The 22367-nt window shown below is 59.4% G+C and carries 16 protein-coding genes; 11 read left to right on the top strand and 5 right to left on the bottom strand.

Annotated elements, in window-relative coordinates:
• Window positions 1-9: 9 nt before the first annotated feature.
• The 3 genes from RGM3321_RS18430 to RGM3321_RS18420 form a co-directional block, all read right to left on the bottom strand.
• Window positions 10-1755, bottom strand: a complete 1746-nt coding sequence (locus RGM3321_RS18430) for an ABC transporter ATP-binding protein (RefSeq protein WP_244394286.1) — start codon at window positions 1753-1755, stop codon at window positions 10-12.
• Complete coding sequence (locus tag RGM3321_RS18425; RefSeq protein ID WP_244394285.1) at window positions 1752-3533, bottom strand: ABC transporter ATP-binding protein; 1782 nt, start codon at window positions 3531-3533, stop codon at window positions 1752-1754. Before RGM3321_RS18425 ends, RGM3321_RS18430 begins: the two co-directional genes overlap by 4 nt.
• A 156-nt stretch (window positions 3534-3689) precedes the next feature.
• On the bottom strand, window positions 3690-5693 hold the full coding sequence (locus RGM3321_RS18420; RefSeq protein WP_244394284.1) for a TonB-dependent receptor: 2004 nt from the start codon (window positions 5691-5693) through the stop codon (window positions 3690-3692).
• A 146-nt stretch (window positions 5694-5839) separates the two neighbouring features.
• Here RGM3321_RS18420 and RGM3321_RS18415 point away from each other — a divergent pair, with 146 nt between their 5' ends.
• Window positions 5840-6787, top strand: a complete 948-nt coding sequence (locus RGM3321_RS18415; protein ID WP_244394283.1) for an AraC family transcriptional regulator — start codon at window positions 5840-5842, stop codon at window positions 6785-6787.
• Here RGM3321_RS18415 and RGM3321_RS18410 read toward each other — a convergent pair.
• Window positions 6775-9273 (bottom strand): TonB-dependent receptor, encoded by a 2499-nt coding sequence (locus RGM3321_RS18410; RefSeq protein WP_244394282.1) that lies wholly within the window; start codon window positions 9271-9273, stop codon window positions 6775-6777. The genes RGM3321_RS18415 and RGM3321_RS18410 overlap by 13 nt on opposite strands.
• A 394-nt stretch (window positions 9274-9667) precedes the next feature.
• On the opposite strand from RGM3321_RS18410, the gene RGM3321_RS18405 reads away from it, so the two are divergent.
• The 6 genes from RGM3321_RS18405 to RGM3321_RS18380 all read left to right on the top strand — a co-directional run bounded on the left by RGM3321_RS18405 (window position 9668) and on the right by RGM3321_RS18380 (window position 15889).
• Window positions 9668-10273 carry an SCO family protein gene (locus tag RGM3321_RS18405; protein ID WP_244394281.1) on the top strand — a complete coding sequence of 202 codons (606 nt, stop codon included), beginning with the start codon at window positions 9668-9670 and terminating at the stop codon, window positions 10271-10273.
• Window positions 10267-10761: a copper chaperone PCu(A)C gene (locus tag RGM3321_RS18400; protein ID WP_244394280.1), complete on the top strand. Its 495-nt coding sequence runs from the start codon at window positions 10267-10269 to the stop codon at window positions 10759-10761. Before RGM3321_RS18405 ends, RGM3321_RS18400 begins: the two co-directional genes overlap by 7 nt.
• Before the next feature lie 350 nt (window positions 10762-11111).
• Window positions 11112-11942, top strand: coding sequence for an energy transducer TonB (locus RGM3321_RS18395; protein WP_058401118.1), 831 nt, complete (start codon window positions 11112-11114; stop codon window positions 11940-11942).
• Between the two features lie 132 nt (window positions 11943-12074).
• Window positions 12075-12803: a MotA/TolQ/ExbB proton channel family protein gene (locus tag RGM3321_RS18390; protein ID WP_244394279.1), complete on the top strand. Its 729-nt coding sequence runs from the start codon at window positions 12075-12077 to the stop codon at window positions 12801-12803.
• Between the two features lies 1 nt (window position 12804).
• Window positions 12805-13206: a biopolymer transporter ExbD gene (locus tag RGM3321_RS18385; protein WP_002553831.1), complete on the top strand. Its 402-nt coding sequence runs from the start codon at window positions 12805-12807 to the stop codon at window positions 13204-13206.
• Between the two features lie 280 nt (window positions 13207-13486).
• Window positions 13487-15889 (top strand): TonB-dependent receptor, encoded by a 2403-nt coding sequence (locus RGM3321_RS18380; protein WP_244394278.1) that lies wholly within the window; start codon window positions 13487-13489, stop codon window positions 15887-15889.
• 180 nt (window positions 15890-16069) lie between these two features.
• Here the strand turns inward: RGM3321_RS18380 and RGM3321_RS18375 are convergent, their stop codons facing one another.
• Window positions 16070-17107, bottom strand: coding sequence for an ABC transporter substrate-binding protein (locus RGM3321_RS18375; protein WP_057404673.1), 1038 nt, complete (start codon window positions 17105-17107; stop codon window positions 16070-16072).
• A gap of 233 nt (window positions 17108-17340) precedes the next feature.
• Here RGM3321_RS18375 and RGM3321_RS18370 point away from each other — a divergent pair, with 233 nt between their 5' ends.
• The 4 genes from RGM3321_RS18370 (at window position 17341) to RGM3321_RS18355 (ending at window position 22290) form a co-directional block, all read left to right on the top strand.
• The gene (locus RGM3321_RS18370; RefSeq protein ID WP_244394277.1) at window positions 17341-18153 is read left to right on the top strand and encodes a class II aldolase/adducin family protein; all 813 of its coding nucleotides are present in this window, start codon (window positions 17341-17343) and stop codon (window positions 18151-18153) included.
• 70 nt (window positions 18154-18223) lie between these two features.
• On the top strand, window positions 18224-19132 hold the full coding sequence (glsB, locus tag RGM3321_RS18365) for a glutaminase B (RefSeq protein ID WP_002553827.1): 909 nt from the start codon (window positions 18224-18226) through the stop codon (window positions 19130-19132).
• Between the two features lie 80 nt (window positions 19133-19212).
• Complete coding sequence (locus RGM3321_RS18360; RefSeq protein WP_244394386.1) at window positions 19213-20283, top strand: DUF1615 domain-containing protein; 1071 nt, start codon at window positions 19213-19215, stop codon at window positions 20281-20283.
• Between the two features lie 195 nt (window positions 20284-20478).
• Entirely contained in the window at window positions 20479-22290 is a 1812-nt protein-coding gene (locus RGM3321_RS18355; RefSeq protein ID WP_244394276.1) for an ABC transporter ATP-binding protein, read from the top strand.
• The last annotated feature ends 77 nt before the right edge of the window (window positions 22291-22367 follow it).

Below are 22367 nucleotides of genomic sequence, written 5' to 3'. Positions count from 1 at the left end.
GCAGGGGTTTCAGGTGTGCAAGTGCCAGTTCCTTGCCTGGCTCTGGCGGTTCCACAGGCGGGCGTAGAGCCCTTGCCGCGCCAATAGCTCATCGTGGCGGCCCTGTTCCACAATGCGTCCGCGATCCATGACCAGAATCTGGTCGGCGTGCTGGATGTTGTGCAGACGATGGGCGATGACCAGCACTGTACGATCGCGTACTAGCGCGTCCAGGCCCCGTTGAATAGCGGCTTCCGAAGACGGATCGACGCTTGAGGTGGCTTCGTCGAGCAGCAGGATCGGGCTGTTCTTGAGCAGCGCCCTAGCGATTGAAAGGCGTTGCCGTTCACCGCCCGATAGCCAGCCGCCGCCCTCGCCAATGCGCGTGGCATAGCCCTCGGGAAGCGCCTCGATGAATGTGTGGGCGTGGGCCTGGCGTGCAGCGTGGATGACCTCTTGCTCGGTTGCGTCGGGTCTGCCGACCAGCAGGTTGTCGAGCACCGTGCCGGAGAACAGCGTGACGTCCTGAAAGACCATCGATATCTGCTTTTGCAGGTAATCGCTGCCGATGTCCCGTGCCTCGATGCCGCCAATGCGTAACTCACCGCTGTCGATGTCCCACAGGCGGGCGACCAGATGCGCCAGGGTACTTTTTCCCGCGCCGCTGGGGCCGACCAGCGCAGTTAGGGTCCCGGCGGCAAGGCGACACGAAAGGCCATCGATAACTGGCGCTTGCTCTTCGGCGTAGCTGAAATGCACTTCTCTGAGTTCGATATCGAAGTGTGCGGGCTTGCGCGGCTGAATGGGTTCTGGCATCGGTTTCTGATCCAGCAATCGCTCGGTGCGCATGAGCGCACGGTGGCCAAAGCGCAGCAGCAGAACGGAGAAACCCAGGTCGATGCTCTTGCGATACAGCGGCCAGGCCAGCACGGTGAAGATAATCAGGTGCTGGATGCTCATCTGCCTGTCGAGCAGCAGGTTGCATCCCAGCAACACCATGAGGATGAAACCGGCTTCGATGACCAGGCCGAACAGGCCGACCCACACAGCCGGTTTCAGTTCGATGCTGACCATGGCCTGGTGTTGCTCGTCCAGGACTTTATTCAGACGCTGCAAAGCGCTGCCGAAACGGCCGAAGCTGCGAATCACCGCAATGCCCTGAATGTATTCCAGTAACGCTGACTGAGTGCGGTTGCTGGTGGCCAGCAGTTGGTCGGCGTGGAGCAGCGCTTTACGTATCGCCACATAGATCGTCAGCGCGGCCAGCGGCAACATGGCCAGCACCGCGCAGGCAAGGAAGGGTTCCAGCCAGAACAGCAGAATCAGAATAAACGTCAGTTCGGCTAGCGACAGGGCGAACACCCCGAGGAAGTGCGACCACAGGTGTTCGACCATGGCCAGATCACTGGTGACCTGCGCGCTGATTTCGCCGCTGTTGGCAGTCGCGAACCAGCCGAGCGGCAGTTTCTGCAAATGGTCGACCAGACGCAGACGGGCATTGGCCATCATCGCGTAGGCACCGGTAAATATCAGCGGTGTGCCGAGGGCTCCAACCGCGATTCGTGCGGCCAGACAGGCAAGCATGCCCAGTGTCAGCCAGATTACGTCCCAACCCTGAAGCCTATCCTCGAACAGGCTTGCCAGCAGCCAGTACAACAGCAGATAAGGAGCGGCGCTCAACAGGCCCTCTACGACCGCCAGGCGCAGCCCTTGATTCAGGCGTGGATCGCGTTGCCCTGCCAGGCGTTCGCCCGCGCGCATCAGACTGTAAATCATGCGGGTTCTCCACTGCTCAGTTGCCATTGGCGGATGCGGGTGTGGTCCTTCCAGAGTTGCTGATACAACTCGCAGCTTTCGAGCAATTGCTCATGGCGACCGGTGCCGAGTACTTGCCCCTGATCGAGGACCACGATGTGGTGTGCGGTGATGACGGTGTGCAAGCGATGGGCAATCATCAGGACGGTTCGGCCGCGGCACAGATTGGCCAGTGCCTGCTGGATCAGTACCTCGTTTTCGCTGTCTGCGTAGGCCGTGGCTTCATCGAGAATCAGCACCGGTGCGTTCTTCAGCAGGGCTCTGGCAATCGACAGGCGCTGACGCTCACCCCCTGACAACTGCGCGCCGCCTTCGCCAATGGGCGTGTGGTAGCCCTGCGGGAGGCGCTCGATAAAGTCATGGGCGCACGCCGCACGTGCTGCGGCCTCGACACTTGCCAGATCGGCGTCGGGGTTTGCCAGACGCAGATTGTCGAGCACTGACCCGGCAAACAGATGAACGCGCTGGAACACCGTCGCGACCCGATCGAGCAGCGCCTGCAATGGCCAGTCGCGCAGCTCGGTGCCGCCCAGCGTAATGCTGCCGCTGTCGGCGTCGAACAAGCGACTGACCAATTGCGCCACGGTGCTTTTACCGGAACCGCTGGGGCCGACCAGCGCGGTCAACTGGCCCGCCTGAGCGCTGAAACTGACCTGATCCAGAGCCTGCCTTTCGCCGTAGGCATGGCAGACGTTTTCCAGCCGCAGGTCCAGCGGTGTGTCGGGAATCTGCACCCCGGCGTTGTCGCTCAGTGGCGAGGTGAGCAGCACATTGTTGATCCTTGCCAGCGCCGCGTTGCGCTGTACCTGATCGCCGAGCATGTACGTCAGGCGCAGCAGTGGCAAAAGGGCAGCGGGTGCAAGCAACAGGAACAGCAGCAGAGTGTCCAGCGTGATGTCGCCATCCAGCAGCAACCACGCCCCCAACGGCGCTACGACCATCAGGCCGGCGCTCAGCAGTCCCGAGAACACCACCCAGAACAGTGAACTCTTGCGGGCAAAGCCGGCTACCCACTCTGCTGCGCCACGTATATCGCTGCTCAGAGAGCCAAAGCGCAGGCTGGTCAGGCCGAAGCTTTTGACCACCTGAATGCCTTGCAGGTACTCGCTGAAACTTTGTGAAATACGTTGTTGCAGACTTTGCCATTGCGCCATGCGCGCAGCCGAGCCTTTCACCATCAGCATCTGTGCAAGAAACGCCAGCGGCAGCGGGGCGACACAGGCAAGCGCCAGCCGCCAGTCAACGATCAACAGGACAAGCAGTGTCAGTGGCGGCATGACTGCGGCTGAGATCGAATCAGGCAGCGAGTGCGCAAAAAACCCTTCAAGCGAAGCGACATCGTCATTCAATGTGCGGCGCAGGTCGGTGCTGCTGTGCTGGCTGAAAAAACTCAGCGGCACCTCACCCAGATGCCGGGCAATCCGGCTGCGCAGCCGACGCAGCAGTGCGAACGCTGCCAGGTGCGCGGTAACGTGACTGAGGGTCATAAGCAGCCAGCGCAGCAGCACCGCCGCCAATGCCCAAAGGCCCCAGACCAACGCGGCATGTGCATCAGGCACGGGGCTCAGCAAAACCTGCGCGATCTTGTAGACGCACCACAGTGGCACAAGGCTCAGCAACGTGGAAACCACAGCACAACTGATTGCCAGGGCAAACATCCCCGGAGCCAGCTTTAGCAGTCCGGTGTGGCTGAGTGGCCGGGTTGTGCTCGGGTCGACAGCATCATGATCGCGGGTCATTCGGCACTCCTTGGGTGTCCGTACCTGTCATATCGCCATGCAGCGGCTGACGGACGCCCGGTGGGCGACCGGCGTTGTTGCCGATGAATGGAGCCGGTGGTTTTCTCGAGCCCGGCTCATGTGCAATCGCGCGCGAGCCTGGCCAGGGGGGTCGGGTCAAAAGGTGATTTTGGTACTCAAGCCCAGTTCCCGGCCTTGCCCTGGCTGGCTGAACTGTGCGCCTCCGGACAGGTAGGAGTAGGTGCGGTAGTCCTTGTCGCCGAGGTTGTTGCCATACAGCGCAAGCTCCAGATCAGGCTTGGGCAGCCACGCCAGTCGAGCATCCACCAGGCTGTAGCCGCCCTGCGATACCTCGTTGTCGACGTCGAAATAGTGTTTGCCGGTGTAACTGATCCCGACACTGGGCCGCACTTCTCCCAGCAGCCCGTCAAAGTAGAAGCTGCGTTCGGCCGATGCGCGCAAGGTCCGTCCCGGCGTGTTCGTCAGCCTGTTGCCCTGACGGTCGGAATCGAGCATACGGTTGCGGTTGACGGTTCCCGCCAGCCGAATCAGGGTCGCTTCATCCGCGTGCCAGTTCATGGACAGCTCGGCGCCTTCACTGCGGGCCTTGCCGATGTTGCTCAGCGACTGGGTGCCGGTGCCCGCTGCGCCGATGAATTGCTGTACATCGTCGATATCGATGCGATACAGCGCGGCGTTGAGCCACAGGCGCTTGTCCAGAAGGCTGGATTTGACGCCTATTTCGGTGTTCAACGACTTCTCCGGCGAATACGCCACGGCATCAGGTGTGATGGCACCGATGCGGTTGTAACCACCCGCCTTGTAGCCCTTGCTGACCGATGCGTACAAGCGCGTTTCCGGGGTGGCCTGGAAGCCCAGGGCAATCTTGGGGGTGGTGCTGGTAAACGTGTCGTTGCCACTGTAGACAAAGCCTGGCGTAAAGGCTGCGTCGATCTGGGTGTAGTCGGTTTCGGCTTTCTCAACGCTGTGGCGCGCGCCCAGCGTCAGGTCCCAGCGCGGCGCCAGGTGCCAGGTAAATTCGCCGAACACGGCTTTCTCGGTGCTTTCGATGCGGCTGTCGGCCACGCCATAAACCCCGAACAGCGGGGCGCTGCGGTCCGGTTCGCGCTCTGAGTGACTGCGGCTTTTCTGCCAGTACAAACCACCCACCGCATCCCAGGCACGGTCGTCGTCCTGGGTGGAAAGACGCAGTTCCTGGCTGACGGTGCGCTGGCTTTCGGGCCACTGAAAACCCAGATCGCCGTACACCCGCTCATGGCGATAGTTCTGTAGAGAAGTGATAGAGGTCAGTTTCAGTGCGTCGCTGAGGTTCCAGTCCAGGGTTGCACTGCTTGTTTCAACGCGCCGCACGTAGATCGACTCCATCAACGGTACGCTCGCCCGGCGTTTTTCATACGTGGCGTCTGCCAGGTATTGCTCGTTGTAGGAGGTCAGGCGATCACGGGCATAAGCCAGCTTGAGGCTGAAGTCTTCATTGGGTTTGAAGGTAAGGCCGACATTGCCGCCGCCGTTGTCGCTGTCACCATGGTGCTCGCTGCGGGTCAGCTCGCCGTCGGTATCGTCGTGATACACGGTGCCTTGAATGAATAACGTGTCGTCCACCAGCGGCGTCGAACCCGTCGCCGACACTTGTTGGTGCAGATTGCTGAAGCGGCTTTGCAGCGTCGCGGTCGGCGTGTTGTCTGGTTGACGGGTGAGGATATTGAGTGCCCCTGCATGGGCATTACGGCCGTAGAGCGTGCCTTGCGGGCCTTTCAACAGCTCGATGTGTTCAATGTTGAGCAATTGCTGATTGAAGGTGCCCAGGTATTGCGGCACTCCGTCCACATAAATGCCTACGGGCGCATTGTAGGGGTCCGATGAGGACACGCCGCGCAGACTCAGGCTGGGAAATACACCGGCACCCGTGCTGCGAATCAGCAGTTCCGGAAATACTCTCTCGAGGTCGCCGCTGTTGTAGACATTGGCACGCTCCAGATCCGCCTGCTCTGCCACCGAAAGCGCCAGGTCGGTCTGGTCCTGGGATTGCACGCGCTTGCCAGCGGTAACCTGCATTTCCGGCAAGGTCATGACGTCGTCGGCCAGCGCCTGATGGGAAACTGCAAGCATGACTGCCAGGCTGAGTAGAGAACGTTGCATGAATAGACTCGGGTGAGAGGGAATGAGCGCATTCTCTGGACTTAACCGTTTCATTGCGCGTGCGATCAGGGTCGAAATGCGCGCAATCGGTACTTTAGTTGATAAGTGTTATCATTTGAGTCTGATTCCCAAACGAGTGCATCCCGATGAGCCTCAATCATTATTGCGCTGACTATGAGCTGCCCAAGGTCCTGACGGATGATGTGGATGACGAGCTCGATATCCGACTCATTGACTGGCAGGTCGACGAAGACCGGCATCTGGACGCCTTCTGCGAGGCGTCACTGACAGTGTCGTACCACGCCAACTGCTCCGGCTGGCGCTATTTCGCCGATACCTCGCCGCTGAGCTGGCGTGAAGATCACTGCTGCCTGTTCCATTCGACGGTACCTGTCAGGGGCGAGGGTTTCGTGCCCGGTGGTACCTGCTGGCGCGGCGTGAATATCAGCTTTGCCGCGCACCGGCTGGGCATGCTCGATCTGGCCGGGCAACTGTTCGATTATCAGGGGCCTTGGGAAAACACCCGCTCCAAGGACCGCACGGCACGGCTTGTACAGTTCCCGGCGCCGCAGGTGGTAAGGCGGATCGGCCAGGAGATGCTGGGTTGCAAGCTTGAGGGTGTCGCCAGGGACCTGCTGCTGCGTGGCAAGGCCTACGAAATGCTTGGCCAATTGACTGCTCATATCCAGGACCTGGCACATTTCACCGGGCTTAACGCGGGAGGCCGTGACCTGATGCGCGTCGAGCGGGCGCGCAAACTGCTGGAAACACACCCGGAGCAGGACTGGACCATCGAATCGCTGGCCCAGTCGGTGGAGCTCAACACCAAAAAGCTCAAACAGGGGTTTCGTCAGAGCTACGACAGTGGCGTCTACAGCTATCTGCAGAAAGTCCGCATCGAGCGGGCGGCGCAACTGTTACGGCGACAGGGAGCGGTCAGTGAAGTGGCGGCGGCGGTGGGTTATTCCAGCGCCAGCCACTTTGCCAAGGTGTTTCGCCGCTATTACGGCGTAAACCCGCTGCATTTCAGCGCGATGGCCGTGGAAAATACTCACGACCTCGCGGTGGCCACACCGACGCGTCAGAAATCATAGGCAATTTTGCTGTACCAGAACCCTCCGCCTGGATAGAACGGTGAGTTGCCATACAGGTTGAGTCCGACGGCTGAAGGGATTGCGTGCTTGTCCGGACGCACATCGAAGATGTTGGTGCCGCCAAGGCTGAGGGTGATGTTGTCGTAGAGGGTGTAGGACACATCCAGGTCGGTGATCCACTTGGCCCCGAAGCTGCGATCCCCGCTCTCCAGCTGCTGGAGGGTCTTGACCTTGCCGTAGCGGGTGGTTTGCAGGTTTACGCCCAGATCGCCCAGCGTCCATTTGCCACCCAGCACCCACTTGGTCTTCGGTTGCGCGTCGGTCAGATCGCCTTCGCGGGCGCGGCCTACCCAGGTAAGGCTGCCACCGGGGTTGCTGCCCAGGCCTTGCAGAGCCGCGGGTGCATCCTTGACGTCAGTGATGACAGTCTTGTTGTAATTGAACCCGGCGCTCCAGCGCACATCGCCCCATGCACCATACTGGCTGGAGTGATCGAGGACGATATCCAGACCGCGCGTGCGGGTGTCGAAGGCGTTGGCGTAATACGAAGTCCAGGTGCTGGTGTCCACACCTTGGACCGTGAGAATGGGCGCCAGCGCGGGGCCGTACAGGCTTTCGGTACGAGCGATGCGGTCGGCGATCTCGATCCAGTAGGCGTCGGCGGTCAGGCTGGTGCGTGGTGCCGGTTGCCAGGTAACGCCGAAGCCCAGGTTGCGCGATTTTTCCGGGTCCAGGGTGGTCGCGCCGAGCGCCTGGGCCAGCGCCGAGTTGACCGGCGCGATGCGCGTCACGGCGGGCACGATGGTGCCATCCGGCGCAGCACCGACCCGGTTGTCCGAGATGCTGTAGCCGACCTGGGTCAGCGAGGGCGCACGAAAGCCCGTGCCGACGGTGCCGCGTACGGCGAAGGTGTCGGTAAATTCGTAACGCGAGTTGAGCTTGGCACTGACCGTATTGCCCGAGTCATCGTCGAAATGCTCTGCACGCAGCGCCAGGTCGACAAACAGCGGTTCGATCGGGGTAATGCCGAAATCGACGTAAGCTGCGTAATTGTTGCGTTGCAGGCTGGTGGCATCCTGCGGCGAGATGACCGCCGCAGCCTGAGCGGCAATCGACGCCAGTTGCCCGGCCAGCGGGTTGGCCTGGCCATTGGGCAGGGTGGCCGGAAAGCGATAGCCGCCTACCTGATAGGCCTGCGCATCGCCGGAAAACGTCCGGAACCGCTCCCAGCGATGTTCAAGCCCTGCGGACACTTGCAGCGGCACGCCAAACAGCCCGTCGAACGCACGGGTGATGTCGACGTTGTTGACCCATTGCTCGAATCGGTAGGTTGCCAGATCGTCGAACGACGTCGGCGAGGCCGGTCCCAGCGAAGGGTTGATGGTCAGGTCGCTGTACTGATGATTGTTGTTGCGCCCGTATGTAGTGCTCAGGTCCCAGTTCCAGCCCAGCGCTTCACCCTTGGCGCCAATCAGGTACTGATAGTCGGTATCGTCCAGATTGTTCAGCGGGTAGTAGCCGTCGGCAAACAGTTCGGGAACGTTGGCGTTGCTGTTGGGGTAGCGGAAGTAGTTGTTGATGACGGCGTCGCGTTGTCCATAGGTGCCGTAGGAATACAGCGTGGTCTGGTCATCCAGGGGCAGTTCGGCGTTGTAGGCCAGGTTGAACGCCTTGATCTGCGGGTCGCCATTCTTCACGCCGACCCGATCCCACGTCGCCTCTCGAGGGTCGCCAGGAAAGTAGGCGTTATTGGTGGCTTTTTCGTTCCAGCTGGCATCGCCACGCTTGCGGGCGTCAGCCGAAAGATGCAGAAAGCCGCCGTCACCAAGTTCGAAGCCGGTGTCCCCTTCGAACTTGGTCACTTCGCCTTCACCGCTGTACAGCTTGCCGTACGTCACCCCCAGATGGCCGCCCTCGGCGCTGGATTTGAGAATTACGTTGATCACCCCGGCAATCGCATCCGAGCCGTATTGCGCAGCGGCACTGTCCTTGAGCACCTCGATGCGCTCCACTGCGCTGATCGGGATCATGTCGATGTCCACCGAGTTCGCACCGCTGCTGTCAGTCGAGCCATTGGCGGGCAGGGCGCTGTTATGGCGGCGTTTGCCATTGACCAGCACCAGCGTATAGGCCGGTGCCAGGCTGCGGTTAGACAATGGGCGGATGGTCGAGTTATAGCCCGCGACGTTGGTCCCATAGTTGAACGAAGGCAGCAGTTTGGCGATGGCTTCGGTCAGGTCGGCGCGACCGGTTTTCAGTAGCTGGTCGCTGGTTACGATATCAATCGGAGCCGGGCTTTCAGTCACTGTGCGCTGAGTGCCGCGAACTCCGGTGGAAATCACCGTAACCTTTTCCAGACGGGCGTCATCGTCGAGGGTTTCATCGGCGGCCTGAACCGGGTTCATCAGGCCAAAGCCGACAAGCGCTATGCTTTTGATCAACGGATTGCGCAGGGCGTGGCGGGGAGCGTGAGCGGGTAAGACCATGACGGAGTGATCCTTGGGTAATGCTGAGAGAGTTCTGGGCACCTCCACAAGGCAAGGGTCGGTTTGCTGGCGAATATAGAGTTATGAAACGAGCCTGTGAAAGGCCTTTTGGTTATATGTTAATTGTAAAAATATTGAATTATATATATTTATTATATGTTTTATATGCATTTAAAGATTTGCGCACGGGTGGTCGATAACGGCGCTTGAGGGTGATAAAGCTGTCTGTGCTGTTTTGTCGCACGACGTATTGCAGCCCATGAGGCCGACGTTTGCACGCCTGCTCATGGTTTGAAACAGGATTGGCGGTATTCCCCATTGTCCTTGAGTGGTAAATTCGCCGCCTTTGAATGTGTCAGAACCCACGCGCATAACCCTTCAGGGGACGCAAGACATGACGTACCAACCGACCCGCCGCGAGGTGGTCACAGGCCTCTCGTTGCTGAGCCTCGGCCTGCTGGCTGGCTGCGGCAATTCCAATGCATTGCCGTTCAAGCACGGCAAAGACATGAGCAACGAGATAGTTGGCCGCAACTTCCGACTCAAGGATTCGCAAGGCAACGTTCAGACCCTGTCGAGTTTTCGTGGCCTGATGCCGATGATCTTCTTCGGCTTCACCCAATGCCCGGCCATTTGCCCGACGGCACTGGCGCGAGCTGCACAGATCAGAAAGCTGATGGGCGAAGAGGGCAAGACCCTCCAGGTAGTGTTCATTACCCTCGACCCGGAGCGTGATACGCCCGAGGTGATCGACGCCTATGTGAAAGCTTTCGATCCGACCTTTGTCGCCCTGTCCGGTACGCTTGAAGAAACGGCCGCAACGGCCAAGGAGTTCGGCGTATTCTTCGAGAAGGTCCCGCTGGGTGACACCTACACGATCTCGCATACCGCCACCAGTTATGTTTACGACACCCGCGGCGTGCTGCGCCTGGGCTTGTCGCACAGGCTGTCCGCACAACAATGCACTGAAGATCTGCTCACTTTGATGGAAGTATGCTGATGACCGTTCTGATTCGTAACGTCGCAAAGCCGCTGTTGCTGACCCTTTCGCTGCTGGGCCTGAGCGCTCAGGCGCTGGCCGAAACCAAAGTCGATGACGTCTGGGTGCGCGCCACCGTGCCGGGCCAGTCAGCCACGGGTGCGTTCATGCGCATCACCTCGGACACGGACAGCAAGCTGGTCGACGTTGCATCACCCGTTGCGAAAACCGTGCAGATCCATGAGATGAGCATGAAAGGCGAAGTGATGAGCATGCAGCGCGTCAACTCGGTCGACCTGCCGGCCGGCAAACCGGTGATGCTCGATTCCGACGGCTACCATGTGATGTTCATGGGCTTGGCCGCGCAGGTCAAAGAGGGTGATCAGGTGCCTCTGACCCTGACCGTGGAAGATGCCAAGGGCGTGAAAGAGTCGATTCAGGTCACCGCTGTTGCAAAGTCACTGACCAGCGACGAGCACAGCGGGCATGGTGATCACAGCGGTCATTGAGCCTGATCTACCTGACGGCTATCGTTCCTCACGCTCGGGCGTGGGAATGCCTCTCGTGACGCTCCGCGTCACAACTCTGCGCCGCACTGCAATTCAAGAGCGGACGCAGAGCGTCCAGAACGGCATGCGACGCGAAGCGTCGCACGATAGTTGAGGTTATCGTTACTCACGCTCTCGCATCACAGGTCTGCGCTGATTTATATATTCACTTAAAGTCTAACCAGCGAACCAAATATTCTTTTCAGGAACAAGCTTCTTTCAGCGATGATTGCCTTGCCACATCAACTTTGGAAAGGTGACTGATACCAACAGAACCTGGATTTTTATCATGAAAATGCAGGAGTGTATCAATGGGCAATGTCCAGACCGCAGCCAGCGCACATGATGTGCCTTGGCGCCAGACGCCGAGTGGCGACCTGGTCGATCTGGGGCGTCCTTTCCGTGCGCCTCTGGCGTTATCGCGGTTGCAAAGCACCCCAAAACCCATACTCGGACGACGCGAAGCCATTCTGCTCGGTGCACTGGCGCTGGTATTTCATGGCGCGGTCATCTACTGGTTGAGCCAGAACCCGACACCCGCATTGCCGGTCGTGCCGCCGGAAATTCCACCGATGACCATCGAGTTCTCTCAGCCCGCGCCGCCGGTCGTGGAAACACCGCCGCCACCGCCCGAGCCTGTCGTGCAGCCGGTGGTCGAGCCGCCGCCCCCGGTCGAAGATGAACTGGCAGTCAAGCCGCCACCACCCAAACCGATTCCCAAACCCAAGCCGCAGCCGCCCAGGCCGGTGGTCAAACCGGTCGTCAAGCCAGTGGCGAAACCGGTCGAGCAACCCGCACCACCCGTGCCCGCGCCACCGGTCGCTGCGCCCGCCGCTCCCGCACCGCCCGCGCCAAAACCGGTAACTCCGGCTTCTGCCAGCGCTGGCTACCTGCGCAACCCGGCACCGGAATACCCGTCGCTGGCCATGCGTCGCGGCTGGGAAGGCACTGTTCTGCTGCGCGTTCATGTATTGGCCAGCGGCAAGCCTGGCGAGATTCAGATACAGAAAAGCAGCGGCCGCGATCAATTGGATGACGCAGCGCTTGCAGCGGTGAAACGCTGGAGCTTTGTGCCCGCCAAGCAGGGCGATGTCGCTCAGGACGGCTGGGTCAGCGTGCCCATTGATTTCAAGATCAAATGAGTTTTCAGGATCAAATAAGGCTTTAAGACCAAACAACCCGCTATTCGATTGACCTTGCGAGCTACCTGAACCAAAGGCGCGTCGCTACACACTCCATGCCTTGTCCAGACTTTGTTCAGAGAGAGCTGCGCCATGAACCTACTTGCTTCGCCTTTTGAATCCATCGAACACGCGGTCATCTGGCTGCTGGTGATCTTCTCCGTTGCCACCTGGGGTCTTGCTTTGCTCAAGGGCGTGCAGTTCTCGCGCCTGAAGTCCCAGGACCGCAAGTTCCACAAGCAATTCTGGGCTGCATCGAGCCTGGATTCGGCCGCGCAGCTGGCTCAGGAACAGCCCGGCGCTGCGGCTCGTGTTGCGCTGGCCGGTTACGCCGCCATTCAAGTGCCGGACGGCGCGCAGGCCAACGACCTCAGTCAGTCCATCAATCATCAGGACCGCCTTGAGCGTGCCCTGCGTCAGCAGATCGTTCGGGAGCGTCGCTCGCTGGAAACCGGCCTGGCGATTCTCGCCAGTATTGGCAGCACCTCGCCCTTTATCGGCCTGTTCGGTACGGTCTGGGGCATTATGTCGGCGCTCAAGGGCATCAGTGCTGCCGGTTCCGCAAGCCTGGAAACCGTTGCCGGTCCGATCGGCGCAGCGCTGGTGGCAACCGGTGTCGGCATCGCCGTCGCCGTGCCTGCGGTGCTGGTCTACAACTACTTCCTGCGGCGTCTGAAACTGACCGCTGCGGACCTGGATGACTTCGCCCATGACTTCTACAGCCTGGCGCAGAAGAGTGCATTCCGCGTGCTGCTGCATCCGGTCCTGAGATCTGGTGCTACAGGCGGGCAGGCCGGGCAGAAAGTGAAGGAGGCGTCCTGAGATGGCTTTTTCCACACAAGACACCGATGAAGTGCTGAGCGAGATCAACGTCACGCCGCTGGTGGACGTGATGCTGGTACTGCTGGTGGTGTTCATCGTGACCGCGCCGCTGCTGACCAACTCGATCCCGATCAACCTGCCCAAGACCGAATCGGTTGCGCCAGTGGAGCAGAAAGACCCACTGGTGGTGAGTATCGACGGGCAGGGCAAGCTGTTCATCAACAAGGATGAAATTCAACCAGATCTGTTGGAAACCAGCCTCAAGGCGGCCAAGGACAAGGCCCCTGACGTGCGCGTGCAGTTGCAGGCGGACAATGGCGTGAATTACGGCGAAGTGGCACGAGCCATGGCTTCCATCGAACGCGCAGGCATCACCAAACTGTCGGTAATTACTGCCAAATAAGCGCTTTTTCGTCCATCAGCTTCATCAGTTTTGGGCCGCATCCTCAGGCAGGTGCGGCCTTTTTTTGTCCGCGTTTCAGGCATTTTTCAGCCTGGACACAAAGATAGATTCTTATTCTTTATTGGTATTTAAAAATTTAAATCAATGTCATTAAGCTATAAAACATCGGACCTCCGGAACACCAATCAGACACTGTAATGATCGCCACCGTCCGCCGCACGGATCGCTCGTTGTAACCAGAACAGAGTTTCTGGATCAAGGATTTTCAAGGGGTAGTGGTATGGGGAATTTCAAACGCAGTGTATTGGCCACGGCGATTTTTTCAGCCAATTTGCTGAGCGTCGCAGGCATCAGTGCAAGCGCCCAGGCTGCACAGGCAACAGATGAACAAAACAACCAAAGCGCATCCACCCTGGGCACGGTAATCGTTACCGGCACACGGGCGCAGGAGCGCACAGCCAGTGCCTCGCTGTCGCCCATCGATGTAATTTCCGGTGACAGCCTGCGCAGTTCCGGCTCCAGCGAATTGGGCACGGTGCTGGCGCGCTTGATCCCTTCGATCAATTTTCCGAGGCCCAGCCTGGTGGACGGTGCCGAGCTGACCCGACCGGCGCAATTGCGCGGCCTGTCGCCGGATCAGGTGCTGGTGCTGGTCAATGGCAAGCGTCGCCACACATCGGCCTTCGTTAACCTGGGCGGGGCGGTCGGACGCGGTTCGGCACCTGCCGACCTGAACGCCATTCCGCTGTCCGCCATCGACCACATCGAAGTGCTGCGCGACGGTGCTTCAGCGCGTTACGGTTCCGATGCGATTGCCGGGGTAATCAACATCATCCTCAAGAGCGCCGATCATGGCGGGTCGATTTCCAGCAAATACGGTCAGTACAAGAAGGGCGACGGGATTCAGCGTCAGGTGTCCGGTAACACCGGTTTCGCGCTGGGCGACAACGGCACGTTGAACCTGTCGGGTGAAGGCTCCAACAACGACTACACCAACCGTGCCGGCGATGATCTTCGTACTTCCAGCATAGGCTCCACGACTTACGGTCAGCAGGTGTTCCGTCAGGGGGAGCCGCAAACCCGCGAAGGCAAGTTGCAATACAACGCCGAGTACAGCTTCAACGATGCGGCGGAGTTCTACAGCTTCGGTGGCTACAGCAAGCGCCGTGGTGAAACTGCCGCGTTTTATCGACCGAGCAACGCCTCCAACAATATCGCTGCGATTTACCCCAACGGTTATCTGCCACTGATTAACGGCACGCTGGAGGACACTTCTCTGGTAGCGGGGTTACGCGGCGAACTGGCGGATGACTGGCACTACGACGTGTCTGCCAACTACGGGAAAAACACCTATGAACTGCGCACTAAAACCATCAATACGTCACTGGGACTGAACACGCCGCGCTCGTTCGATAACGGCACGCTGACCAACGATCAGAAGCAACTTAGCTTCGACCTGTCGCGGGAGTTCAGCGCGGCGTGGTTGCCTTATCCGGTATCGGTTGCGTTTGGCGCGGAATACCTGCGTCAGGGTTATCAGATCGAAGCGGGGCAGGCCGAGTCGTATTTTCAGACCGGGAGTTCCGGGCTGGGCGGTTTCCGCGCCGCCGATGCAGGCAGCTACTCGCGACACAATTTCGCCCAGTATCTGGATGTGGAAACCAACCTGACCGAGAAGCTCGGTGTGTCGGCTGCCGTTCGCCACGAGGACTACAGCGATTTTGGCTCCAACGTCAGCGGCTCGCTCTCGGCACGTTATGACTTCACCCCGCAGGTGGCCTTGCGAGGCAGCGTATCGACGGGCTTCCGCGCACCTTCACTGGCGCAGCAGAATTTCACCTTCACCTCGTCACAACTGATTGGCAACACTGTCCAGGAAGCGGGCACGTTCCCGGCCGGCAGTAACGTTGCGCAACTGTTGGGGGCCGAAGACCTCAAGCCCGAAAAGTCGCGCAACTACAGCCTGGGCCTGGTGCTCCAGCCACTGGACAGCCTGACTGTAACGGCCGACGTCTACCGCATAGACATTCAGGACCGTATCTCGCTGTCCTCTAACCTGGTGCTCAACGACACGGCCATCAACTACCTGCGCAGCAATGGCGTGGGTGATATCAACTACACCAGCGCGCGCTATTTCACCAACGCCACAGACACCAGTACCGACGGTGTCGATCTGGTCGCCAATTATCGTTACCAGTTCGATAACGGCGTGAGCTGGAACAGCACAGTGGGCTACAACTACAACCACACCAAAGTCACCGACGTGAAAGCCAACCCGGCGATTCTCGATCAGTTAGGGGTGAATCTGGTTCGGGTGGATCGCAGGGAGCGCATCGGTCTGCTGGGAGATACCACCCCGCAGCACAAACTGACGCTGGGCAATGATCTGACTTTCGGTAACTGGGCACTGCATTCCAATCTGGTTCGCTACGGCGAGTTCACCAGCTACCAGGCCGACAAGGTCAACGACCAGACCTTCAGCGCTGCGTGGCTGCTGGACCTCGCAGTAGACTACAAACTCAAGAACTGGGTCTTCACCCTGGGCGGTGATAACGTCACCGACAAGTACCCCGAAAAGCTCAACGACTTCTCGTCCAGCGGCGGCAACCTGGCTTACAGCACGTTCTCGCCTTACGGGTATAGCGGGGCGTTTTACTACGGCAAGGTGACGTACAACTGGTAATTTGATTTGTTGCTGATTGTCGTCCCAATGCTTCGCGTTATGCATAAGTCCGCTCTTGATTCTGGCCGAAGGCCGTGGGAGCGGACCGGGCGACGCTCCCACGCCCTCCGGGCAGAAGCCCGTCATCCGGACTTGTCTATGCGCCGAGCGACTGTTGCGTATAAGGATCAGTGCGAGAACTCAACTGCCCTGCAACGGGGTGGCATCCTGAAAGAAGTAATCCTTCCACGACGCTGGCTTGTTCTTGATCGCGCCGACGCGGTACAGAAACTCGGCCAGCGGGTAAGTGTTCTTCGGCGTGATGGTGAACTGAAACTCCGGCTGATCAATGATCTTCAACAGTTCGGCACGGTCGATCTTCGCTTTGGTGACGCGCAGGTAGATGTCGGCTGCGGCACCGATGTCTTTACTAACGAAAGCTTCTGCCTCGGCCAGCGCTTCGATGAAGGCCTTGTAGGTTTTCGGGTTTTCGTTGCGAAATTTCTCGGTGGCGAACAGTACGGTGGGAGAGTTAGGCCCCAGCAGGTCATAGGTATTGAGCACTACATGCACGTTGGGGTTTTTCAGTTCCTGATCCTGATAAGGCGGGTTGGAAAAGTGCCCGGTCAACTCGGTGCCGCCAGCGATCAGGCTGGCGGCGGCGTCCGGGTGCGGCAAGCTCAGGGTGTACTTGTCCAGGCGTGCGTATTCCTTGTCGCCCCAGAGTTTCGCGGCGGCGAACTGCAGGTAGCGTGACTGCACTGAAACACTGACTGCCGGCACCGCGATGCGGTCCTTTTCGGTGAAGTCGGCGATGGTTTTGACGTTGGGGTTATTGCTCACCAGGTAATACGGGAAGTTGCCCAGCGACGCGACCGCCTTGACGTTCTGCCTGTCCTTGGTGCGGTCCCAGATGGTCAGCAACGGGCCGACCCCGGCACCGGCTACATCGATGGAGCCCGACAGCAGCGCATCGTTGACCGCCGAACCTCCGGACAATTGGGTCCAGTCCACCTTGATCTCCAGGCCGTCTTGCTTGCCGTGTTTCTCGATCAATTGTTGATCGCGCACCACGTTTAGCAGCAGGTAGACGATGCCGAACTGCTCGGCAATGCGAATTTCGCCTTCAGCCTGTGCACTGGCGGGCGCAATCAGCGTTCCGGTCAACAGCGCAGCACCAAGCCCGATGGCCGCTGCGAGGCGGCTGAAACGGGGTAGAAAGGGGGCAGGTTTTGACATACATGGCTCCAAAGCGAAAACGGAATTTTATGGAGCATATCGCTATATAAGAATTTATTTAAATAACCTTAATGAATATGAATAGACCGCCTGATGCGCTTGGGAAGCCTGTACACCAGTCGTTCTTAATATTCTTATTTTTTATAATTAGCTTAGAAGTAAATGTGATTTTTAATTGATTTGTAATGCGCCTAGTCTGGCTGGCCAGTCAGCAGTCACCAAGGAGCAACATTATGAGCAACGTCAGCGCTTTGCCACTCCAGCCAGGTACGCCGTCGGGTGGCGGCAGTGTGCGTGACAGGGTTTCGCCGCAAGAATGGGAAGTCCGGGTCAAGTTGGCGGCGGCCTATCGGCTGGCCGCGCTCAAGCGCTGGACCGACCATATCTATACACACTTCTCGGCGCGGGTGCCGGGGCCGGACGAGCACTTTCTGATCAACGCGTTTGGCCTGCTGTTCGATGAAATTACCGCATCCAATCTGGTCAAGGTCGACATCGACGGCACGATTGTCGATGACCCGACAGGGCTGGGTATCAACTACGCCGGTTACGTGATTCACAGTGCCATTCACGCTGCGCGGCATGACCTGCAAGCGGTGCTGCACACCCACACCCGTGACGGTATCGCAGTGTCGGCGCAAAAGGACGGGCTGCTGCCGATCTCCCAGCACTCTATTGCCTTCTCCGGGCGCGTGGCCTATCACGGTTACGAAGGCATTGCGCTGGACCTGAGCGAGCGTGAACGACTGGTCGCGGATCTGGGTGACAAGAGCGTGATGATCCTGCGCAATCACGGCTTGCTCACCGGCGGTGTGAGTGTAGAGCACGCGTTCCAGCAACTGCATGCCCTCGAGTACGCCTGCAATATTCAGATTGCAGCGCAGTCTGCCGGCAACGTTGAGCTGGTGTTTCCGCCCCGGGAGGTCATCGCCAAAGTGGAAGAGCAGGCCAAGGCCATCAAGGACGGCCATGGTCCGGGTGTCGCCCGACACTGGAATGCGCTGATCCGAGAGCTGGAGCGTAGCGGCACCGATTACCGGGACTGAGCCTGCAACACAGTGATGCGAGGCGCTTGGGGTTGGTGTAGTGTGCGCAGCCAAAACAAGGGGCGCACACATGCAAGACCTGCTGAACGAAATCCTCGATGAAGTAAGACCCTTGCTTGGTCAAGGCAAGGTGGCCGATTACATTCCGGCACTGGGCGGGGTTCGGCCTGATCAACTGGGTATTGCGGTGTACGGCAACGACGGCCAGGTGTTTAGCGCCGGTGATGCTGAAACGCAGTTTTCGATACAGAGTATTTCCAAGGTGTTCAGCCTGGTGCAGGCCATCGGGCACTCCGGTGAGGACATCTGGCAGCGCCTGGGGCACGAGCCCTCCGGCCAGCCGTTCAACTCGCTGGTGCAGCTGGAATTCGAACGGGGCAGGCCGCGCAACCCGTTCATCAACGCCGGCGCGCTGGTGATCTGCGACATCAATCAGGCACGGTTTGCGGCACCGTCGCTGTCAATGCGTGACTTCGTTCGACGCTTGTGCGGCAACCGGGCGATCACCTCCGATTCCAAAGTTGCGGAATCCGAATACCAGCACCGTTCGCGCAACGCCGCGGCGGCCTATCTGATGAAGTCCTTCGACAATTTTCATGGTGATGTGGAAGACGTGCTGCGCAGCTATTTCCACCATTGCGCGCTGAGCATGAATTGCATTGATCTGGCCAAGGCATTCGGTTTTCTGGCCAATCAGGGCTTCTGCACTCACAGCGGCGAGCAGATACTCACCGCACGCCAGGCCACTCAGGTCAATTCGATCATGGCTACCAGCGGTCTTTACGACGAAGCCGGCAACTTTGCCTATCGCGTCGGCCTGCCGGGCAAGAGCGGAGTTGGGGGTGGTATCGTTGCGATTGTGCCGGAGCGCGCTTCGGTCTGTGTGTGGTCCCCGGAGTTGAACGCGGCGGGCAATTCCCTTGTCGGTATGGCTGCGCTGGAAAAACTCAGCGCGAGGATCGACTGGTCGGTGTTTTAAAGCCTTCTGAAGCGAACGGTGCTGTAAAGCGCGAACCTGGCAGGAGTCATGGATTGAATCGAAGGCTAAGCAAATCGCTCATGCTCAGCGTCGGGCTGCTGGTGCTGGCAGGTTGTGGCACCCAGCGTGTGCAGGAACCCGAACTGAGCCCGGAACAGGCGCGTGCGCAGATCGTGCGCCTGATGCCTGCCAATGCCACGGATCGGCAGGCGTGGGCAACGGATATCCATGCCGCATTTGCCGCGCAGAAAATTCCGATGACCACCGAAAATCTGTGCTCGGTATTGGCCGTGACCGAACAGGAGTCAACCTTTCAGGTCGATCCTGCGGTGCCGGACATGGGCCGCATTGCCCGTGCCGAAATAAACCGCCGCGCCGCGCGCCTGCATATCCCCAATGCGTTGATAGCTACTGCATTGCGCGTACGTTCACCCGATGGCAAGACCTACGGCAAGCGGCTCGATTCAGCCCGTACAGAGAAAGACCTCAGCGCGATCTTTGATGATTTCATCGGCATGGTGCCGCTGGGCCAGACACTGTTCGGCAATTTCAACCCGGTCAAGACCGGCGGCCCGATGCAGGTCAGCATCGCCTTTGCCGAGAAGCATGCGGAAGATTATCCCTACACGGTGGATGGCTCGATCCGACGTGAAGTCTTTACTCGTCGTGGTGGCATGTATTTCGGTATCGCTCATCTGTTGGGTTACCCGGTGAACTACACCCAGTCCCTGTATCGCTTTGCCGACTTCAATGCTGGCTGGTACGCCAGTCGCAATGCCGCGTTTCAGAACGCGGTGAGTCGTGCGACCGGCATCGAGCTGGCGCTTGATGGCGATCTGATTCGTTTCGACTCCACCTCGCCAGGCGCCACCGAGTTGGCAGTGCGAACCCTGGCTGATCGGCTGGGCATGAACAAGTCACAGATATGGAACCAGCTCAAGCAGGGCGATACCCTGGAGTTCGAAGAGACCGATCTGTACAGCAAGGTGTTCGCACTGGCGGACAAGGCAGCGGGCAAGCCCTTGCCAAGAGCCATCCTGCCCGGCATCACCCTGAAAAGCCCGAAAATCACCCGCAACCTGACCACCGCCTGGTTCGCCGAGCGCGTCGACGACCGCCGCGAACGCTGCGTACAGCGCGCACCGAAGTGAGGGTGAGTTCTAAAAAGCCGCTCAGAAAGGCGTGCCGACGCGGAGCGTTGCACGATAGTTACGGTTATCGTTCCGTACGCTCCAGCGTGGGAATGCAGTTCTGGACGCTCTGCGTCCGCTCTTGAGAGGGCTGCGCGGTGAGACATCTGGTGGTTTCGGCCCTTTATTCAAGCTCTTCAGGACTTTTTTAAGCGTATGCCGGTTTTCAAACGCTTCTCGTCGTTTATGCAGCAGGCCTTGCGCGCGATGCATCTGGTCTGGACCACCTCCCGAGCGCTGTCCATCGGCCTGATCGTTGCCACGCTGGTGGCAGGCTTGCTGCCCGCGCTGGCCGCCTGGCTGGGGCAGCGGATTGTCGATGCGGTGGTCAGTGCCATGCAACTGCATGCCAGCACTGGCGAGGCGCCTCTATGGCCGGTGTTGCGTTATGTATCGCTGGATGCCGGAGTGCTGGCCCTGCTGGCAGCGGCACAGCGCGGGCTCTCAGTGCAGCAGGCACTGTTGCGGGTGTTGCTGGGGCAGAAGGTCAATACCCTGATTCTGGAGAAAGCCCAGACCCTGTCACTGTCGCAGTTCGAGGATTCGGAGTTCTACGACAAGCTGGTACGAGTCCGGCGCGAAGCCTCGACCCGGCCGCTGGCGCTGGTGACCAAGTCACTGGGCCTGATGCAAAACCTCATTTCCCTGATCAGTTTCGCCGTGTTGCTGGTGCATTTCTCGCCCTGGGCGCTGCTGATTCTGGTGGTAGGGGCATTGCCGGTGTTTTTTGCCGAGGCGCATTTCTCCGGGGATGCATTTCGGCTATTCACTCGCCGTGCTCCGGAAACCCGGCGGCAGAATTACATCGAAACGCTGCTTTCTCACGAAGGCTATATCAAGGAGGTCAAGCTGTTCGGCTTCGCGCCGCTGCTGCTCAAACGTTATCGCGACACCTTTGAACGGTTGTACGCCGAAGACCGCCGTCTGACCGTGCGCCGGGATGGCTGGGGCTTTCTGCTCGGCTTGCTGGGCACTGCTTCGTTCTATCTGGCGTACGCCTGGGTGGTGGTCGATGCGGTGCATGGGCGCATTACCTTGGGGCAGATGACCATGTACCTGGTGCTGTTCAAGCAGGGGCAGGCCGCTGTGAGCAGCAGCCTGAGTGCGATCAGTGGTTTGTACGAGGATGGGCTGTACCTCGCCGACCTGTACATTTACCTCGGCCAGCCGGTCACGCCGTCTGCCGGCAGCCTGACCCAGGGTGCACTGCCCGGCGATGGCATGCGTTTCGAGAACGTAAGCTTCACTTATCCGGGCACCAGCCGTGCGGCACTGGAAAACATCGATCTGCATCTTGCACCGGGTCGTAGCGTGGCGCTGGTGGGCGAGAACGGCTCGGGGAAGACCACCCTGATCAAGTTGCTGACGCGCCTTTATCAGCCCGACCAAGGCCGCATTCTGCTGGATGGTAGCGATCTGCAGGAGTGGGACGAAGACGCCCTTCGTTCACGCATCGGCGTGATTTTTCAGGACTTCATTCGCTATCAGTTTCTGGTCGGTGAAAACCTCGGGGTCGGCGACACCCAGGCCTTTCACGACGAAACCCGCTGGCGCGAAGCCGCTGCGCAAGGCATGGCAGCGCAGTTTATCGAACAGCTCGACAAGGGTTACGCTACACAATTGGGTCGCTGGTTCGCAGGCGGTCAGGAGCTGTCCGGCGGGCAGTGGCAGAAAATCGCGCTGTCACGCGCCTACATGCGTCGCGATGCCGATATTCTGATTCTCGATGAGCCCACTGCCGCGCTGGATGCCGGGGCAGAAGCTGCGGTATTCGAGCATTTTCGGGAGTACGCCAAGGGACGCATGACGCTGCTGATTTCCCACCGTTTTTCCAGTGTGCGCAACGCCGAACATATCGTCGTGCTGGAGCATGGGCGGGTGCTGGAGCGCGGTGATCACGACAGCCTGATTGCCGCCGCAGGGCGCTACGCCGCGCTGTTCGATCTGCAGGCGCAAGGCTATCGCTAGATAAAAAGTGTTGCAGTGAATGACCAGTCGGCGTTTTATGGGAGCCCTGTTTCAAGCTGTATCTTTTTGAATCAAAC

This window comes from Pseudomonas sp. RGM 3321 (assembly GCF_022836805.1).
Classification (GTDB): Bacteria; Pseudomonadota; Gammaproteobacteria; order Pseudomonadales; family Pseudomonadaceae; genus Aquipseudomonas.
The sequence above is the reverse complement of the archived record's forward strand: the minus strand, read 5'-3'. Positions and strand labels throughout refer to the sequence as shown.

Excerpts from the sequence above, each read along its gene's own strand:
- RGM3321_RS18430 (WP_244394286.1), bottom strand. The coding sequence starts at position 1,755 with ATGATTTACAGTCTGATGCGCGCGGGCGAACGCCTGGCAGGGCAACGC.
- RGM3321_RS18425 (WP_244394285.1), bottom strand. The coding sequence starts at position 3,533 with ATGACCCGCGATCATGATGCTGTCGACCCGAGCACAACCCGGCCACTC.
- RGM3321_RS18420 (WP_244394284.1), bottom strand. The coding sequence starts at position 5,693 with ATGCAACGTTCTCTACTCAGCCTGGCAGTCATGCTTGCAGTTTCCCAT.
- RGM3321_RS18415 (WP_244394283.1), top strand. The coding sequence starts at position 5,840 with ATGAGCCTCAATCATTATTGCGCTGACTATGAGCTGCCCAAGGTCCTG.
- RGM3321_RS18410 (WP_244394282.1), bottom strand. The coding sequence starts at position 9,273 with ATGGTCTTACCCGCTCACGCTCCCCGCCACGCCCTGCGCAATCCGTTG.
- RGM3321_RS18405 (WP_244394281.1), top strand. The coding sequence starts at position 9,668 with ATGACGTACCAACCGACCCGCCGCGAGGTGGTCACAGGCCTCTCGTTG.
- RGM3321_RS18400 (WP_244394280.1), top strand. The coding sequence starts at position 10,267 with ATGCTGATGACCGTTCTGATTCGTAACGTCGCAAAGCCGCTGTTGCTG.
- RGM3321_RS18395 (WP_058401118.1), top strand. The coding sequence starts at position 11,112 with ATGGGCAATGTCCAGACCGCAGCCAGCGCACATGATGTGCCTTGGCGC.
- RGM3321_RS18390 (WP_244394279.1), top strand. The coding sequence starts at position 12,075 with ATGAACCTACTTGCTTCGCCTTTTGAATCCATCGAACACGCGGTCATC.
- RGM3321_RS18385 (WP_002553831.1), top strand. The coding sequence starts at position 12,805 with ATGGCTTTTTCCACACAAGACACCGATGAAGTGCTGAGCGAGATCAAC.
- RGM3321_RS18380 (WP_244394278.1), top strand. The coding sequence starts at position 13,487 with ATGGGGAATTTCAAACGCAGTGTATTGGCCACGGCGATTTTTTCAGCC.
- RGM3321_RS18375 (WP_057404673.1), bottom strand. The coding sequence starts at position 17,107 with ATGTCAAAACCTGCCCCCTTTCTACCCCGTTTCAGCCGCCTCGCAGCG.
- RGM3321_RS18370 (WP_244394277.1), top strand. The coding sequence starts at position 17,341 with ATGAGCAACGTCAGCGCTTTGCCACTCCAGCCAGGTACGCCGTCGGGT.
- glsB (WP_002553827.1), top strand. The coding sequence starts at position 18,224 with ATGCAAGACCTGCTGAACGAAATCCTCGATGAAGTAAGACCCTTGCTT.
- RGM3321_RS18360 (WP_244394386.1), top strand. The coding sequence starts at position 19,213 with ATGCTCAGCGTCGGGCTGCTGGTGCTGGCAGGTTGTGGCACCCAGCGT.
- RGM3321_RS18355 (WP_244394276.1), top strand. The coding sequence starts at position 20,479 with ATGCCGGTTTTCAAACGCTTCTCGTCGTTTATGCAGCAGGCCTTGCGC.